Here is a 17,510-nt window from a genome sequence, read left to right on the forward strand (position 1 = left end):
AATTTCGTAAATCATTTGTCATTTCTATCATTTGTAAGTTACACTTTATGAAAGATGAAGTCAAATCATTTTTTCAATATGTAAGGAAGGTGCAAAGTTCATTGAAAAAAGTACGTAAAGCCATTATCCCAGCTGCAGGTCTTGGGACACGTTTCCTCCCTGCAACAAAAGCTATGCCTAAAGAAATGCTGCCAATCGTTGATAAACCAACCATTCAATATATTATTGAAGAAGCTGTTGAATCAGGAATTGAAGACATTATTATCGTCACTGGAAAAGGAAAAAGAGCCATTGAGGATCATTTTGATTTTGCACCAGAGCTAGAGCGTAACCTGGAGGAAAAAGGGAAGAGCGAGCTTTTGGAAAAGGTGAGAAAATCCTCTAATATTGCTGACATTCATTACATACGTCAAAAGGAACCTAAAGGACTTGGACACGCTGTTTGGTGCGCACGCAACTTTATCGGTGATGAACCTTTCGCCGTTTTATTAGGTGATGACATTGTTCAAGCTAAAACACCTGGGCTTCGCCAACTGATGGATGAATACGAAAAGACTCTTTCATCTGTCATCGGGGTTCAGCAAGTAGCAGACAGCGATACGCATCGCTACGGGATCATCGACCCTCTTACACAAGAAGGACGCCGCTATCAAGTGAAAAACTTTGTGGAAAAGCCACCGCAAGGTACAGCACCATCCAATCTAGCCATCTTAGGGCGATACATTTTCACACCAGAGATCTTCATGTACCTTGATCAGCAAGAAATTGGTGCAGGCGGGGAAATTCAACTGACAGATGCCATCCAAAAGCTGAATGACATCCAGCGGGTATTCGCCTATGATTTCGAAGGAAAACGATACGATGTAGGTGAGAAGCAAGGCTTCATCGAGACAACTCTAGAGTTTGCCCTTCAAGATGAGGATCTAAAAAAGAAACTCATTCCATTTATGAAACAATTGCTTGCAAAAGAAGAAGTACATTAAACATGTCGAATTGAAGTGACTCTCTACTTTTATACACGTCTTTTTATTGAGGTATGAGTGCAACATCGAATTGGATAATTTGTATATGCCTTTCAAAATACTTTTTTGCCATGAGGTTTTGACATTTTCTTTTACACGACCAAATGAGGTCCAGTCTCTAGTCAACTCTCACAGTCACTTAAGCAATTTTATTGCTGCGGCTTTACTACAATTATGAATTTTTCCCAAAGTAAAAACACCCACAAAAGTTGGACTATGGCCAATTTTTGTGGGTGCACTTCTGGAGATTTTCAAATCATAATGCTTAATTGATAAACATAGACGCAGCGAACAAAATTGCTAATATAGACAAAGTAGTAATTTGCAAAACAGTTCCGATAATGTTTTTTGACTTCTTATTATAAGTCTTTTCTAAAACCTTCTTCCCTTTTCTCTCTTCCTTATGTTCTAACTGATATTCTTCTTTTTCTTTTTTTGACAGTTTATTAAACCAATCAACAAACTGTTTATATTCTTTGACTACTTTATCTGTCTCTTCAAACATTTTTAATTCACCATAATGCATCCATGCAACTCGATCACAGATTTTTTGAATTTGACCAATTGAATGGCTAACAAAGAAAATCGTTTTTCCTTGCTTTTTAAATTCTGTAATTCGGTCAACACATTTTTGGTAAAACGTTTGATCGCCAACAGAGAGCGCTTCATCAATAATTAGTATATCAGGATCAATATGAGCTGATATTGCAAAACCAAGCCTTGATTTCATCCCGCTAGAGTAGCTTTTTACAGGTTGATCAATAAAATCTCCTATATCTGCAAATTCAACAATTTTGTCATATAATTCATCAATCTCTTTATTTGTAAGACCCATCATTAGACATTTTAGTCGAATGTTATCTTTTCCACTAAGCTGATTGTTTAATCCTGCTGCAATAGCAATTAATGATGGTTGTCCATCCATCTCAATCTCTCCAATTGTCGGAGGTATGATTTTAGCGAGCAAGTTAGACATTGTTGATTTCCCAGATCCATTAATCCCTACAAAACCGATTGTTTCTCCCTCATATACATCCATCGATACATTTCGTACAGCAAAAAAGCCTTTTTCATTCTTATTCGGCAAAAACAGCCCTTTAATCTTATCTGATTGTTTTTTATATAAAAAGTACTGTTTGGATACGTTCCGAAACGAAACTTTTAGTTTCATCGTATAATCTCCTTACTTTTTAAAGAAAATCGACAAATTTATTTCTAAATTTCATGTGTAGCAGTGAAGCTATTGTAAGAATAAGTAGCGTGATAAACCAGAAGTAAAGCGTATAGGTTAAATCATTGAAGAACCACTCACCCTTTAAAAAACTATTTCGAAACCCTTCAATTATATAAAACAGAGGATTCAACTTAAGAACATCTACAATCCAAGCTTTATCGCCAGTCATTTTTTCGGTTATGTTCCAAAAGACCGGAAGTAAAAAGAAGAGTAATCTAGTTCCTGCTTGCAAAAGAAATTGGTAGTCCCTCACAATGATACTAATTGTAGAGTTTAACAAGCTAAAAGAAAACATGAAGACAATCATACATATGAGGTAATAAAAATATTGTATCCAATGTATATCCGGATAGATTCCATAAGACATCATCACAATAAGATATATACCCATCATCACAAAATAACTGAATAGATTAGAGATAATCACAACTGACGGTAAAATACTAATTGGAAAGTTCATTTTTGCTACCATATTAATTCTTTTGAAGATACTGTTTGAACCATCAAGAATCGTTGGACTAATAAAAAACCATGGAATCAAGCCTGCTAGCATCCAAATAATGAATGGCACTTCCATTCCACCAATAACGACTGGCTGGCCACCTCTAATACCCATACCAAATACAAACCAATATGCTAACATCTGAATTAATGGATTAAGAAACTGCCATAAGATACCTAAATAATTCATTTGATAGCTTGATTTCGTTTCATATACAGCAAGTCGCATAATTAACGAAAACGAACTAATCTGTTCTTTTAAAATGTTAAACATTGCATTCATTTTAATCTTCCTTAGACAAGTTTTAATAGCTTCAACACATGAAGCGCCATTTATGATTGTAACAGATATTAAATCATTTTTCACTTCAATCAATTTTACAGGATAAAATTAACAAATTTAAAAGATCTGCTTAATCTTCTAAATAAGTGTTTCTCATGTCACTTTAATCTGTTATTCCTCACATCAATAATCAAGTTGTAATTTGTTACACATTGTACATAAAGCAATGTATGAACAATAGAAAGAGCACTTCTTACTGTATGCAAGAAGTACTCTTTCTATTTAAAACCAGCAATTTCGTCTTTAATTTGCGTTGTTGAAATTCCCTCTGTTCTCTTGAGATAGATTACTTCGCAATACTCTTTTAAAAAGTCGAATTTACCTTCCCAGTCATCACCCATCACAAAAATATCTATATCATGTTCTTTAACATCTCTTATTTTCTGATCCCAGCTATTTTCAGGAATTACCTCGTCTACGTATCGAATCGTTTCAAGAATAAGTTTACGATGATCAAAACTATGAAATGCCTGCTTTGATTTCTGCAGATTAAATTCATCAGTAGAAATACCAACCACAAGATAGTCACCCAACTGCTTTGCACGCTCCAACAGTTTAATATGCCCAAAATGCAATAAATCAAACGTACCGTACGTTAAAATTTTCTTCATGACAAAGTAATACCCCCTTTCAACTATCTTATTTATTCTTTTAAAACTATATTTCATCGTTTCTTCAGATTACTCTTTAAAAATTAATTATAGCATACATGTCTAGAAACATTAATTTCAAATTATATTCAAAAATTACATTCATACATAGATTCATGTCACAATAAGTGGTACGTTAATGAAATGTCATGAAATTTAAAGGTTTGTAAAGTTATTGTTAATATTTCATGGAGCATCTGTGATAAAATGATAAGTAGGCGAAGAATGAATTTACAATGAACGTTCATAGATAACAAGTTAAAAAGGAGGTCTAAACAATGCAAACAGAAGTGGTCTCTAACCTTTCTTATGTAAACGGCGACTTAGATGAATTTATCAGCTATATGAACCAGCATCATATTTCTCAGAAAAGAGGCGCCATGATTGCGACTGTCAATCCAGAGATAGGCTATGCCGTCATGAAGGATCATGCGTACCATCAAGTCGTCTCATCTGCGGATTATGTACTGCCGGATGGCGTAGGCGTCGTGTTGATGTCCCGCATGACCCAAAGTCCGCTTAAGTCAAGGATTGCCGGCTTTGATGTCTTCATGTCTATGCTTGATCTAGCAAACAAGCAGTCTAAAAGAATCTTTTTATATGGTGCGAAAAAAGAAGTGCTTGAGGCTGTGAAACAGCGAATTGATACGGAATATCCAAATGTGGTCCTTGCCGGAAGCTGTGACGGCTATCAAGCAGATAAACGTTTCGTAGCGAAGCAAATCGCGCGCTCGAAACCTGATATGGTGTTCGTTGCATTAGGTTATCCAAACCAGGAGAACTTTATTTACGAATACCGCCATTTATTCCCGCAGGCTGTTTGCATCGGTTTAGGCGGAAGCTTTGATGTATTTAGCGGAACGGTGAAGCGTGCACCACGCTGGATGATTAAGACAAATACAGAATGGCTGTATAGATTGATTGTGAATCCATGGAGATGGAAACGAATGCTGAATATTCCTAAGTACGCTTTTGCCGTATTGAAGGAAAGCAAAGGAAAAAAACGTTACTATCCTGAGCAGGTAAAGGATCAGACGAAGCAGCTGTGAGAGACTGACAAATGATGAATATACGCTCAATGATGATTTCATGTTACGCAGCTTTTATTTCTTTCATTGGATGGCTGATGAGCGGCGTGAAACCGCGTGAAAACCAGGTGACGCTGCTTGTTTCGTTCCAAGAGAATGCGGCTGCTCTCATTCATACTTATCAACAACAGGCGAACATGACAATGAAGCTTACTGTCCTCTATACGAAGCATGCTTCTGCGATAGAAAAGGACGGGCCTCATCTGTCATTTCGCTATTTTCATGAAAAAAATCCTCTCCATCTCATTCAATGTATGTATACGATGTTTAAAAGCAAGGTTGTCGTGACGGATAATTACTTTCTCATGACGAGTGTGCTTAGAAAACGGCCTTCTACCACCTGTATTCAAGTATGGCATGCCAATGGCGCTTTGAAAAAGTTCGGGCTTGAAGATGCTTCAAATTCTGAACGAAGTCCCCGTGACATCGAGCGCTTCAAACGTGTCTATGCGTCTTTCGACTATATCGTAACAGGCTCAGATCACATGCGTGAGATTTTCAAGACCTCGTTTGGAGCCAATGATGAACGCTTTTTACCAACTGGTGTACCACTGACGGATCTGTACTATGAACAGCATCAGCCTTCCTTAAAGCTGAATGATATCCCAAAAGGAAAAAAGATCCTGCTCTATACACCGACCTATCGAGACTTTGCAATGGACAGTCTTGTCCTGCCTTTTTCAAAAGAGCAATTGCAAACTGAGCTGAATGGCGATTATATTCTGCTCGTCAAGCTTCATCCTGCAGTCAAACATTTAGCGAAAGCAGAAACAGACGGTGAATGGATATTTGATGTGTCCGATCAGCCGCTCTATCCATTGCTTTGTGCTTGTGATGTCCTAGTGACAGATTATTCGTCGATTGTGTTTGAATATGCACTGCTCGAAAAGCCTGTCTTGTTCTTCACTTATGACTTAGACACTTATCGGGAGAAACGCGGCTTAGTTGATCGGTATGAAGACATCATTCCTGGAAAGGCTTGCGTCACACAGGACATGCTCTTGCAGGAGCTTTTACACCTAAACGGATCAACCAATAAAGAACGAATCAAAACCTTTGCTGAGGAATGGAACCAATATTCAAAGGGACAATCAAGTCAGCAGCTCCTTTCATTCATTGAACAGCAGCTGCTCTTACAAAAAAAACGTCCGGCTTCTCAATAGGAAGCACGGACGTTTTTTTATTTGTTATACACGGGGATATCGTAATACAGCGTATAGTCATCAAGCAGGTTATACAAACTATACATACGAGTGACTTGCTTAGAAGCCCAGCCAATATCTGTTGCATATTGATGAGTTGCTGTAGCAGACCAGCGCATTTTATAAATCGTATCTTGTTTGTATGTCGCATTATTGATGTAGCTGTTGCCAATGAATTTTGCCCCGCCAATAATCGCAGCCTCTGGTGTGAACCATTGCTGTTCATACGCATACTTTGCACCGAGATAATTCGGATTGCTGTCATATGCACCAATGCCATACATGTTATATACTTTCTTTCCATTAAACATTGTACCATTCGCTAAAATGGAACTTCCGTTACCCGTTTCAAGCAACGCATGAGAAATAAGATAAATTTCGTTGATATGATACGTTTTTGCTGCTGTAATAAAGGCTTGTCCTTTTCCAGCAAGAATCCCTTTGCCTGCTAAAATCTTTGTATTGACCTCTGCCGGATTGAGATTCGCAGCTTCAGAGAGTTTCAGAAATTGAAAATAAGATTGCGTGCCTTCTGCAATATTGGCTGGATCTACATATTTTTGCACCTCTGCTGCACTTGCATTTCTCCAGCCGAGGTTGATCCTGATCCAGTTTCCTTCTTTTCCAAGCTGTTTCACTTTTGCTCCTTTATTCAGCTGTGCCACAATGTTGCTTGCAGAGCTCGAATCAGGTGTTGAACGGACATTTAAGCCATCTGTATTCACTGTCGATGTTGCTTGGTCTACATATGCTGCATAGACATAGGCCGCACCATCTGTCTGTGGTGACACCTTCATTTGTTTGTTTACCATCTCATTGACAGTGAGGTTGTAGTTCGTTTGCATGACCATTGGGCCATTTTTAATTTTTACGGCTGTGGCAGTCCAGCCATATTGGCTTTTCACAAATGCAATGGCTTCATTTACAGTTGGTAATCCTGTAAATTGCTGCGTAATGTTAATTTTGTAAGTTGGTTTCGTTGTTGTTGTATACGCAGCGTTTTCATTCCGTTTTTTGAAAAATGCCATGCCTTGGTCACGCAGTGCAACTGTTGAGATAGCACCTGTTTTGATCTGATATTGAGCATAATCGACTGCACCTGTTTTTTGGGCAACAGCCTTCATTTTTTGTTTCGTCAAATAGCTGAGTGCTTGATTCAGTTTTGTCTGATTCACTGTCGGCTCTGTCGTGATACGGTATTGCTTGACCGCTTCAGTCAGCGTTTTTGTACTGCTGCCAATGCCATTTTTCTTGATGATCTCTTGAGCCTGCTTCACTTTAGTTTGTTCATATACAGGTGTTGTCTTAAGACTATATGTTTTGCTGACAGCCTGTCCCTTGCTTGTCTTGATGCTGCTTGTCACCTTCTGCATTTTTAAGTATGCGGCACCTTTATTCACTTTCACTTGGTCCACTGCTTGATTGACGACGAGTCGATATGTGCTGTCTGATACTTTGCCTGTTTTTTTCGTTGTCGCAGATACTTTTTTCTTTTGGAAGAAAGCCGCTGCTTTTTTCGCTTGGTCATCTCCTAAAAGATTCCCCGTCACTACTTGATATGGCTGTGTAGAAGAAATCTTTTTGGACGAGTAGCGCCATTTCTTTTTCTTGAAAAAAGCTATCGTTTTTGCGTAAGCTGTATCGTTTAATTGATTGAGCTTCACGATATAATTTTTTGTTTTTCCCACTCGCTGCACAATACCTGCAGCACCGGTTTGCTTCTTAATTTGAGCCGCAGCTGAAGCTGCTTGTTTGTTGTCTTTGAAATAGCCTGATTCCAAGCTGTAGACATTTTTTAAGGCTCCTGTCTTTTGAATCTTCCCGCTGATTTTTGCTTCTTTTTGCAGCTGAGTAAGAAGTGTATGTGCTTTCGACTGGTTCGCTTGTGCAGCGGATGTGACGATGTAATACGGCTTACCCGCTGTTACCGTTTGAAGCACTGGTTTTAAACCGGATGCCTTCTGAAAACCTTGCAGAATGGTATTCGCCTTACTTTGTCCAACAATACCACTTGAAATCAGCTGATATACAGTGCCAGCTTTGTTTTCGGTTTGGTATGTACTGGTGACGCCTGCCTGCTTTTGCAACTCGGTTTGAATATTTTTCACTTCCGTTTCAGAATCAATGGTTCCTGATATGACCTGATAGGAAGCTTTGCTTTGATTGATGACTTCATAGGAGCTATTGAGCCCAGATGTTTTTGTTAGCTCAAGTGAGAGCTTTTTCGCCTGACTTTCATCATTGACTGGGTCAGATACGACCTTTTGTAAAGGAAGGCGGTCACCTACTGGAGAAACCGTACCGCTCATGCCCACCTCTTTTTTTAATGCAGCTGCACTTGCACTCGCTGCTGCTTGTGACTCATATCCTGAGGCAGTGAGCTGATAGCTCGACGTATTTCCTGAGGTTTGGTAAGTGGCTGTCCACTTTTTGTCCTTCTTCAGTGTTTCCACTGCTTTTTTCACTTCTGCTTCTGTTGTAAATACCTTTGTGGTGTTCATCGTATAAATGGATTGGTCGACATAGGAGGCTGCTTGCGCTTCTTTACCCGTGTGTAATGTCATACTAAAGGCAGCTGCGAGTAACATAATCTTGATGGTTTTTTTCACGTTCCCTGTCCCTCTCTTAACTTTGCATAATAGTCTACTAATCTCTTTATCGACAAAAACAAGTACTCTTTCAAGTCATTTATGCAATAGAAAAATAGAGGACCCTCTTGAAGTCCTCTTTGCCTTATATATGCGACACAATCAGTTCACAAGATCCTTCAATTGAGAAGTTTCCTGTTTCAGCAGGCAGAATAAAATGAGCACCTTTTGTCAGTGGATATGTGTTTCCGTCATGCTCTAAAGACCCTTCTCCATCAATCACACTGCATAGCAAAAACGGATAATCCTGCGAAAGCTCTACTTTTTGATCAATTTCCCATTTATACACAGAGAAGTATTCTGCTTCAACAAATGTACGAATGGTCACTCCTCGGCGTGTTTCAACTGATTCATCTGCATAACCGTCTACATGAGGAACCGTCGTGACATCAATTGCTTGTGCAAAATGAAGTTCACGTTCGTTGCCATCCTGGTCTTTTCGTTCATAATCATATACGCGATAGGTTGTATCTGAGCTTTGCTGCGTTTCAAGGACAAGCGTTCCTTCGCAAAGCGCATGAATAGTACCGCTTGGCACATAATAAAAATCACCAGGCTTAATTTTCACCCGCCGCAAAAGACCTTCCCAATCTCCGCTATTCATCATGGTGACAAGCTCAGTTCTTGTTCTTGCATTGTGCCCATAGATCATTTCCGCTCCTTCTTTGCAGTCAATGATATACCAGCACTCTGTTTTTCCAAGCTCGCCATTTTCATGTCTTTCCGCATAATCATCATCTGGATGTACTTGAACGGACAAGTCTTGGTTTGCATCTAAAATTTTGGTTAACAGCGGGAAGCGATCGCCTTCTATCCCCCCGAACAATTCTCTATGATTGTCCCAAAGTTCGATCAGCGTTTTCCCTTTATATGGACCGTCTTGCACGACACTTGGTCCGTTTGGATGAGCAGAAATTGCCCAGCATTCTCCCGTTTGATCAGAAGGAATATCGTAGCCAAATTGATCCCTTAAGGCTGTACCTCCCCATATTCTTTCCTTCAATTCAGGCAGTAAAAAAATTGGTGACTGCTTCATTCAGGATGACTCCTCCCTTTGCTACCCTTTGATAATCCTTACCTAGCTTGATGAAAACTAGTAAGTCTCAACTTTTATTATGACGCTATCTAAAGAGAAGTCAATCCTTTCAGTACACCGAATGAAAACGATAACACAAAAATTGTTTTACCCTTTGACAGAGCCTGCAAGAAGCCCTTTGACAAAGTATTTTCCAAGAAGAATATAGCCGAGTAGTGTCGGCAGCGCAGCCAATATCGCTCCTGCCATTTGGACGTTCCACTGCACAATTTGACTACCTGATAGATTTTGCAAGGCAACCATCACCGGCTGATGCTCCGCAGTGGTCATCGTGACTGCAAATAAAAATTCATTCCACACATTTGTGAACTGCCAAATTGCGACCACAACAAACCCTGTGATCGAAAGCGGAAGAATCATATGTCTGAAAATCCCGATAAACCCTGCGCCATCCATTTTCGCCGATTCAATCATTTCATCTGGGATGCTCACATAGAAATTTCGGAACATGAGCGTTGTGATCGGAAGTCCGTATACGACATGGACAAGCACAAGCCCTGGAATTGAATTATACAATCCGACTTCACGCAAAAATTGAATAAGTGGAATTAGAATACTTTGATATGGAATAAACATCCCAAAGAGCATCAGCGTAAAGACGACTTCTGATCCTTTGAAACGCCATTTTGATAATACATAGCCATTCATTGCACCTAATACAGCGGACAATAAAGTAGCAGGAATGACTAGATAAAGAGAATTCATTAAATTGGGTGCCAGCTTTTCAAATGCGATTTGATAGCTTGAAAAATCGATGGTAGATGGCAGCGACCACATTCGCTCAAGGGTGACTTCACCTAATGGCTTCAAGCTAGTGACGAGCATGACATAAACTGGCATCAAAAAAAATAGACTGCACAAAATCAATAAAGCATAAAGAACTGGACGGACAAACTGTCTGGCTGTCATGATGAAGCCCCCTTCCGGCTCGACAGGAGGTATGGCACGATAAAGACCGCAACAGAGATCAGCATGACAATCGCAATGGCGGCACCGCCTGCATAATGGTTTCCTCTAAAGGTCATTTCAAACATATACACGCCCGGGACATCGGTGACAAAATTCGCACCCGGTCCTGTCATCGAGTAAATCAAATCGAAAATCTTTAATGAAATATGAGCCATGATGATAACAACACTTGCAGTAATCGGTTTTAAAAGAGGAAAAATGATTTTCCAGTAAATCTGCCACTCCGATGCACCATCCATTCTAGCAGCCTCTCTTACTTCCTCTGGAATTCCTCGCAGACCCGCCAAATACATCGCCAGAGAGAAGCCTGTCATTTGCCAAACAGCTGCAATCACGACGGCAATCATGGCCGCAGGTACACCAAACTCAATTTTCCCCCAGACAAATCCGGCCAAAATGTTCGTATCCGTGTACCATTTAGGCTGGATACCGAGCGTTTTCAAAAATAAATTCACCCCTGTTGACGGGTTTAAAATCCATTGCCATACAACCCCTGTGACAACGAAGGAAAGGGCCATCGGAAAGAAGAATAAATTCCGAAAAAGAGATTCCCCCTTGATCTTCTGATCTAGCAAAATTGCAAGTGCAAGACCAGAGACAATGACAGCCCCAATAAAAAATAGAGTAAAAAAGACCGTGTTTCGAAGATCTGACTGAAAGCGGAAATCTTGAAACAGCATGGCATAATTGCGAAGACCTGCGAAAGAGAAATCAGGAACAAGCGTGGTCCAGTTTGATAATGACACATATCCTGTCCAGCCAATAAAGCCGTAAACAAAGATGAATAATAAAATCGCTGACGGGGCTAAAAAGAGCAGCGCCAGCAGCTGATCTCCATTCCATTTTTTCCGCATACGTTTGACCTTGGGCATAGATGTTTTTGTCATCGGCGATGTGTCCATGCGCATGAAGCTACACTCCTTTTAAAAAAGAGGCGGTGCCTAGCCGCCGCCTCTTTCGTCTTTATTTCATTGCATCTTTTAAAGATGATACAAACTGGCTGCTGTCTTTTTGTGTCACGAAGATATTGACGGCTTGATTCGCTTTTGTCACAAACCCTTCTTCAGCAGCTGAGCCATGAGCAAGAGACGGCGCCAGTTTTGACTCTTTAAATGCCTTCATCGCCGATTTTCCGTATTCATCATATTTTGATACGTCTGCATCCACACGTGCTGGAATCGATCCTTTTAGCGGATTAAACGCATCCTGTCCTTCCACAGATCCTAAAACAGATAAGAATTTCTTCACGTTTTCTGGCTGTTTCACACCCTTTGGCAGTCCAAATGTATCGGTGATCACCATAAAGCTTCCTTCCGTTTCAGGAGTCGCCGTGTATCCAAAGTCTTGATTCACCTTCAAATCAAGATCATTCACAAAGTACCCCTTCGCCCAGTCGCCCATGACATTCATTGCTGCTTCCCCTTTTGCCACGAGCTGTGAGGCATCCTGCCAGTTACGTGAGCTGTGATCATCATTGACGTATTCGAGCATACGTCCAAAGATGTCTGCCGCTTCCTTCACTTTCGGGTCATCCATTTTCATGTCGCCAGCCCAAAGTTTTTGATAACCATCTGCCCCTAATACACCAAGCAAAACACTTTCAAACAAATGAGTCGCCGCCCAAGGCTCCTTATCTCCAAGCGCAAGTGGCGTAATCCCTTTTTTCTTTAATGCATCTGCTGTTTTGAAAAATTCATCAAATGTCGCTGGCGGCTCTAAGCCTGCATCATCAAATACCTTCTTGTTATACCAAAGCACATTGCCCCTGTGAATGTTCACTGGCACGGAATAGATTTTTCCATCTTTGCTGACAAGATCAATCAGTGATTCTGGAAATTTGTCTTTCCAGCCTTCTTTTTCATATAAATCATCCAGCGGCTCCATTTTGCCTGCCGCGACCCAGCTCTCATTCAGCTCCGCCCCGCCATGCACTTGAAACGTAGCAGGCGGATCATTCCCCTGCATACGGCTAGTCAGAACAGCCTTTGCATTCGTACCAGCACCACCTGCGACGGCTGCATTTTCAATTGGAATGTCTTTATTCTTCTCTTCAAACAATTGGATGAGTGCCTTCAGCCCGTCTTCCTCACCCGCTCCTGTCCACCAAGAGAAAATTTCGAGCTTTTCCGTTCCGCCTTCTTTTTTTGCCTCTGAGTTCGTCGATGAACTGCAGGCAGTAACGATCAGCATACAGAGTGCAAGCAGTGTAAAGCCTAATTTGACCTTCATGATTGATCCCCCATCCCTATTTTGTAAGCGTTATCAAAATAAGTATAATGGCAGATCCTTGCTTTTTTTCAGGCAAACTTCTGAACTTTTTTATGAAATTCTTCATTTTTTTACGACCTGTTTTCGATATTCCTTCGGTGAACAGCCGACCATCTTCTTAAACACACGGCTGACGTAATTAGGATCTGTATATCCTGCTTGATAGGTAATTTCTTTTAAGCTAAGCGAGCTGTCCTTGAGGAGCTTTTTGATTTTATCCAGCCGGCAGGTTGTCACATACTCTTTAAATGTCAGACCCGTCTCGTCTTTAAAACGTTTTGTGAAATAGGTTGGACTTAAATCAACATAAGCGGCTGTTTGCTCAAGTGTGATCTGTTCACAATAATGCGTTTTGATGTAACGTTTTGCCCGCTCAATGTCATTGATGGTCTGGGTTCTCGCTTCATACACGTCAAATAGGTGTTCACAGCACTGACGGCATTCAGCTGCGGTGCTGATTGTCAATATCGATAGATCTGTACGGAGACGTGATTTGAAGAGAATCAGCAGTTCCTTTACTTGTGAAATCGTCGCCCCCTCTAATTGAAAGGCATCAAATAAAGCCAGCGCATCCTCTCTTCTCCCTTCCTCGAGCGCCTGCATCATGCTATCCGCAAGGTCTGGCAGATGAATCAATGGACCGGGCTTTATGTCTGTTTGGTAAAAGCCATAACGAACAACGCTGCCACTCTTTTTTCGCTGATAATAGGAAAGCTTCGCCTCTGCTGCACTTTTCTGAAGATGAAGCGGGTTTGAGACTGGGTGCCCTATGCCAACGACAGGTGAAGGCTGACCGTTTGTCATGGCAGCTCGAATGGCTTGCAGCACCTCTGCCTTAAGCTGACCTGGTCCTTGCTGACTATAAATAAAGCATGTAAACAGTTCACCCCCCATCTGAATAGGCACCGTATGAAATTGTGCAGATTTCTGTAAATCGTTCAACAGTTGATTCCCGCCCGTCCGCTGCACCGCGATGATAAGACCTGCTTCATATTCTGAAAATAGCTGTTGAAACTCCATGGAGGTATAGGATTGACCGTTCATGATATGGACTTCAAGCCACTTTGACTGCTGATCGGCCGCTGCCGCCTGCCGCTGAGACGCCTCCTGCTTTATTTCTGCTGCTACAAATCGAATGGCTGCGATGGTTTCGTCTTTATCAGCTGGTTTGACAAGGTATTGTTTCACCCCTTCTTGCATCGCTTGCTTGGCGTAATCGAATGTATCGTAGGCTGTCAGCATAATGAATTTTGTATGAGGACTGCTTGCTTTGATCTGTTTGATCGCCGCCAGTCCATCCATGCCAGGCATCTGGATATCCATGAGCACAAGATGAATGGGCTCAGATCGCACGAATTCAACCGCCTTCTTTCCATTTTCCGCTTCTCCTGCTATATGACACTCTGGAACCCATTCGGTTAAGAACTTCCGCATCGCTAGTCGTTCTATTTTTTCATCATCGACAATCAGCACGTTCAGCATGCCGGTCCCTCCTTCATCGGAATAGCCAATTGTATGGTGGTGCCTTCGTTTGGCTTTGAATCAATTTGAAGGGCATTTTGCACCCCGTAAAACAAACGCAGTCTTGACATCACATTTCGAAGACCAATTCCTGTCGAGTGGCCTTTACTCAGGATGTTCGGATCTTCCTCTTCTTTTTCTGATAGCAATCTTCTTTTCTCCAATTCATTGATGCCCATCCCATTGTCCCGAATCCGAATCATCACATAGCCGCCTTCTTGATAGATTGAGAGCTCAACAAGTCCCTCTTCCTCCTTTGGTTCGACGCCATGAATGAAGGCATTTTCGACAAGCGGCTGTAAGGTGAGACTTGGGATATGTACAGATAAACACGACTCATCGATGGACGTTTTGCACGTAATACGGTCGGCAAATCTCGTTTCTTGTATATGAAAATACTCTTTTACCACTTTCACTTCTTGTTCCAATGTAACGGATGTACTCAGAGCAGACAGCGAATACCGCATCAGCGTGGAAACGGATTGAATCAATCTCGATGTGGCTTCCGCTGATTCTAAGTAAGCCATCCGCGAAACGATGTTTAATGTGTTAAATAAAAAATGCGGGTTCATTTGGTTTTGCAGCGTTTTTAGCTTCATGTCTTTGATTTTTTGATCCAATGCTGCCTTTTGTTTGATCTCTTCAATCATCATTTTCATCTCTTGCCGCATTCGCTGAAAGGCTTCATTTAAAACAGAAATTTCATCCTTTGAGGTGACATGCAAATTCGCTCCATCAAAATTTCCTTCTGATACTTCTTTTACGCTTCGGGACAGATGAACAATGGGTCTTGATATCCCGCCAGCAATCATATAAGCCATCCATAATGCGACCCCGATTGATAACGTAAACAGGCACAAGGTAAAGAGCGCATAGGTATGATGCCTTTTTTGAAGAGATTGATAGAGTACTTGATATTCAGATAATTCATCATCAAGCAGGGTCATCGTCTGCTCTTGTATATAGGAGGAGACGGTTCTCACTTCCTTCACACTTGCAGCATATTCTTCGATTTTCCCTTCTTTTACATGTGTCATGGTCGCATCACTTTCATTGATGAGCGTCCGTATCATATATTGATATTTTTCAATCGATGGAATCGCAGCATGAAGCCCGGCATCCTTTCGCAGCGCTTGATCGTAGGATTTCATTTTTTGTTTTGACGTAAGGTATTCTTTGGCAAACTTCCGATCCTTTTCAATGGCATAGGCATTGACTTTTTCATACATCGTTTTTGCTTCTGTCGATATATCATTGAGCAGCAGAAAAGAACGGAAGCTCCGGCTATATTCTGATGTGATTTTTGAACTGCTCCAGTAGACAAAAAAAGCGGCTACGTTGCCAAGAAGCACAAGGATTAAAAATGCCAATAACAGCTTACTTCGAATCTTTCTCATGGCTGCATCCCCTGCTTTCTGTCTGTTTGCTGAAGAGGCAGATCCCCGCGCCGGATCACACTCGTTCCCGTGTACTGAAGCGGTTCTTCTTTTTCACCTTTTTGCAAACGAACAAGCGATTCAACCGCTTGATAGCCCATTTCATAAGGATGCTGCACGACCACGGCATCAATCGTTCCATCATCAAGCGCCTGAATCGTATCAGGCAATGTGTCAAATGCAAGCACATAAAAATCAGTGGATGATTGATACTGTGCGATTGCTTGAATGATGCCTGCACCATCTAATGCACTTGTGCCATAAAATGCGGTGAGCTTCGCATGATCGTTTAATAGTTTATAAGCGGCACCTGAGGCACCTGACTTCGTAATGGCTGATTCTTCTATTCCAGCAATATGAATGCGTTTTTCAGCGGAGACGGCATCTCGAAAGCCTTTGACGCGCAGCTTTTGATGAATGGCATCCAGCCTGCCTGTGACAATTCCTACATACTGTTCACCTTTTGTATCTGCGATGAGTGCCTGCCCTGCGATAAAGCCTGAATAGTAATTGTCCGTTCCTACATACACTTGACGTTTGCTCCCTTCTGCATCCGTATCGACGGTGACGACATCAATTCCTTTTTCCCTCGCCTTCTGAAAAAGCGGTTTGTATTTTTTCGCATCAAGTCCCTGCGTCATAATGCCATCAACATGCCCAGCGATCGCCATATCGATGGTTTTCAGATGATCGTCGACATCCGCTTGCTTAGGGCCCAAATATTCTAGATACACGTGATGAACGTCTGCCGCATCAGCAGCTCCTTTTTGTACAAGCTGCCAATATTCGTTATCAAGTTCCTCCGGTACAAGGACAAAATGGTATTGATACGTTGACGCTGTTTTATCGGAAGCGCTTTCAATTTTAAATAAATCTTGACCTAATAACGTTAAAAAGATGACAGATACCACACAAAATGTGAGAAATGCGCTCATTCCGATCCACTTAGATAATTTCACCGTATCCTCCTCCTTTTCACTATTTCCGCATAAAAAAAGAGCTGCTTATAAGCATACTCTCTCGACCTCTATAATTCCTTTGTCATAAATAAACTGTTTGGATCTTCTTGATATGTACCAAAAGGCGGACAATACTGAAAGCCAGCGCTTTCATATAGTTTTCTTGCTGGTTCAAAGAAAGCCATTGCCCCTGTCTCTAAGCTGACACGTGTATACCCGCGCCGTTTTGCCTCTTGGAGAAGATGATTCAGCATATACCTCGCTACACCTTTCCGCATATGGAGGGCTGCAGTTCTCATCGATTTGATTTCCCCATGTTCACTTGACAGCTCCTTTAACGCTCCGCAGCCAAGAAGCTCCTCTCCATCTCGCACACTCCACACGGTGACATCTTGTTTTTTTAAATCAGTTAATGGAAGGGCGTGAATGCTTTCTGGCGGCGAATGCACCTTCATTTCTTCTATATGTGCAGTAATCAGCTGATCAATTCGTCCATCCGTAAGTTCATCTTGTAGAATATACATTTCCATCACTCCTTCCCGATCATTGTACGTGAAGAGTTGAATGGTTATC

Annotated in this window: 14 protein-coding genes and 1 pseudogene; 3 read left to right on the forward strand and 12 right to left on the reverse strand. The window is 41.3% G+C overall.

Annotated features, from left to right (window positions below; translation table 11 throughout):
- The first annotated feature begins 101 nt into the window (after positions 1 to 101).
- A complete protein-coding gene (gene galU / locus MHI46_RS16915) occupies positions 102 to 983 on the forward strand; it encodes a UTP--glucose-1-phosphate uridylyltransferase GalU (RefSeq protein ID WP_251181015.1) in 882 nt (293 codons plus the stop codon).
- A gap of 307 nt (positions 984 to 1,290) precedes the next feature.
- Here galU and tagH read toward each other — a convergent pair.
- From tagH to tagD, 3 genes and pseudogenes are all read right to left on the reverse strand, one after another.
- Positions 1,291 to 2,193 (reverse strand): annotated as a pseudogene (gene tagH / locus MHI46_RS16920) (teichoic acids export ABC transporter ATP-binding subunit TagH); the annotation flags it as partial.
- 19 nt (positions 2,194 to 2,212) lie between these two features.
- Complete coding sequence (locus tag MHI46_RS16925; protein WP_144503019.1) at positions 2,213 to 3,040, reverse strand: ABC transporter permease; 828 nt, start codon at positions 3,038 to 3,040, stop codon at positions 2,213 to 2,215.
- Between the two features lie 278 nt (positions 3,041 to 3,318).
- Positions 3,319 to 3,711 carry a glycerol-3-phosphate cytidylyltransferase gene (tagD, locus tag MHI46_RS16930; protein ID WP_144503020.1) on the reverse strand — a complete coding sequence of 131 codons (393 nt, stop codon included), beginning with the start codon at positions 3,709 to 3,711 and terminating at the stop codon, positions 3,319 to 3,321.
- Positions 3,712 to 4,028: 317 nt separating this feature from the next.
- On the opposite strand from tagD, the gene MHI46_RS16935 reads away from it, so the two are divergent.
- Together MHI46_RS16935 and MHI46_RS16940 are read left to right on the forward strand one after the other, a co-directional pair.
- On the forward strand, positions 4,029 to 4,799 hold the full coding sequence (locus MHI46_RS16935) for a WecB/TagA/CpsF family glycosyltransferase (RefSeq protein ID WP_039181899.1): 771 nt from the start codon (positions 4,029 to 4,031) through the stop codon (positions 4,797 to 4,799).
- Between the two features lie 11 nt (positions 4,800 to 4,810).
- Positions 4,811 to 6,001 carry a CDP-glycerol glycerophosphotransferase family protein gene (locus tag MHI46_RS16940; protein ID WP_126682379.1) on the forward strand — a complete coding sequence of 397 codons (1,191 nt, stop codon included), beginning with the start codon at positions 4,811 to 4,813 and terminating at the stop codon, positions 5,999 to 6,001.
- A gap of 17 nt (positions 6,002 to 6,018) precedes the next feature.
- Here the strand turns inward: MHI46_RS16940 and MHI46_RS16945 are convergent, their stop codons facing one another.
- From MHI46_RS16945 to MHI46_RS16985, 9 genes are all read right to left on the reverse strand, one after another.
- Positions 6,019 to 8,649 (reverse strand): N-acetylglucosaminidase, encoded by a 2,631-nt coding sequence (locus MHI46_RS16945; protein ID WP_260774925.1) that lies wholly within the window; start codon positions 8,647 to 8,649, stop codon positions 6,019 to 6,021.
- A 124-nt stretch (positions 8,650 to 8,773) separates the two neighbouring features.
- Positions 8,774 to 9,724 (reverse strand): mannose-6-phosphate isomerase, class I, encoded by a 951-nt coding sequence (manA, locus tag MHI46_RS16950; protein ID WP_064497959.1) that lies wholly within the window; start codon positions 9,722 to 9,724, stop codon positions 8,774 to 8,776.
- A gap of 147 nt (positions 9,725 to 9,871) precedes the next feature.
- Positions 9,872 to 10,693 carry a carbohydrate ABC transporter permease gene (locus tag MHI46_RS16955; protein ID WP_342502964.1) on the reverse strand — a complete coding sequence of 274 codons (822 nt, stop codon included), beginning with the start codon at positions 10,691 to 10,693 and terminating at the stop codon, positions 9,872 to 9,874.
- Positions 10,690 to 11,661: a sugar ABC transporter permease gene (locus MHI46_RS16960; RefSeq protein WP_251181013.1), complete on the reverse strand. Its 972-nt coding sequence runs from the start codon at positions 11,659 to 11,661 to the stop codon at positions 10,690 to 10,692. Before MHI46_RS16960 ends, MHI46_RS16955 begins: the two co-directional genes overlap by 4 nt.
- Positions 11,662 to 11,716: 55 nt before the next feature.
- Positions 11,717 to 12,982, reverse strand: a complete 1,266-nt coding sequence (locus MHI46_RS16965) for an ABC transporter substrate-binding protein (RefSeq protein ID WP_047201899.1) — start codon at positions 12,980 to 12,982, stop codon at positions 11,717 to 11,719.
- 102 nt (positions 12,983 to 13,084) lie between these two features.
- Entirely contained in the window at positions 13,085 to 14,503 is a 1,419-nt protein-coding gene (locus MHI46_RS16970; protein WP_342502965.1) for a response regulator, read from the reverse strand.
- Positions 14,497 to 15,939 (reverse strand): sensor histidine kinase, encoded by a 1,443-nt coding sequence (locus MHI46_RS16975; protein WP_039181916.1) that lies wholly within the window; start codon positions 15,937 to 15,939, stop codon positions 14,497 to 14,499. The genes MHI46_RS16970 and MHI46_RS16975 overlap by 7 nt, the downstream gene beginning before the upstream one ends.
- Entirely contained in the window at positions 15,936 to 16,937 is a 1,002-nt protein-coding gene (locus MHI46_RS16980) for a sugar-binding protein (RefSeq protein WP_047201902.1), read from the reverse strand. The genes MHI46_RS16975 and MHI46_RS16980 overlap by 4 nt, the downstream gene beginning before the upstream one ends.
- A gap of 68 nt (positions 16,938 to 17,005) precedes the next feature.
- Positions 17,006 to 17,461, reverse strand: a complete 456-nt coding sequence (locus tag MHI46_RS16985; RefSeq protein ID WP_247543816.1) for a GNAT family N-acetyltransferase — start codon at positions 17,459 to 17,461, stop codon at positions 17,006 to 17,008.
- Positions 17,462 to 17,510: the final 49 nt, after the last annotated feature.

Origin of the sequence: Bacillus sp. FSL K6-1000 (assembly GCF_038630785.1) — a bacterium.
Classification (GTDB): Bacteria; Bacillota; Bacilli; order Bacillales; family Bacillaceae; genus Bacillus; species Bacillus safensis.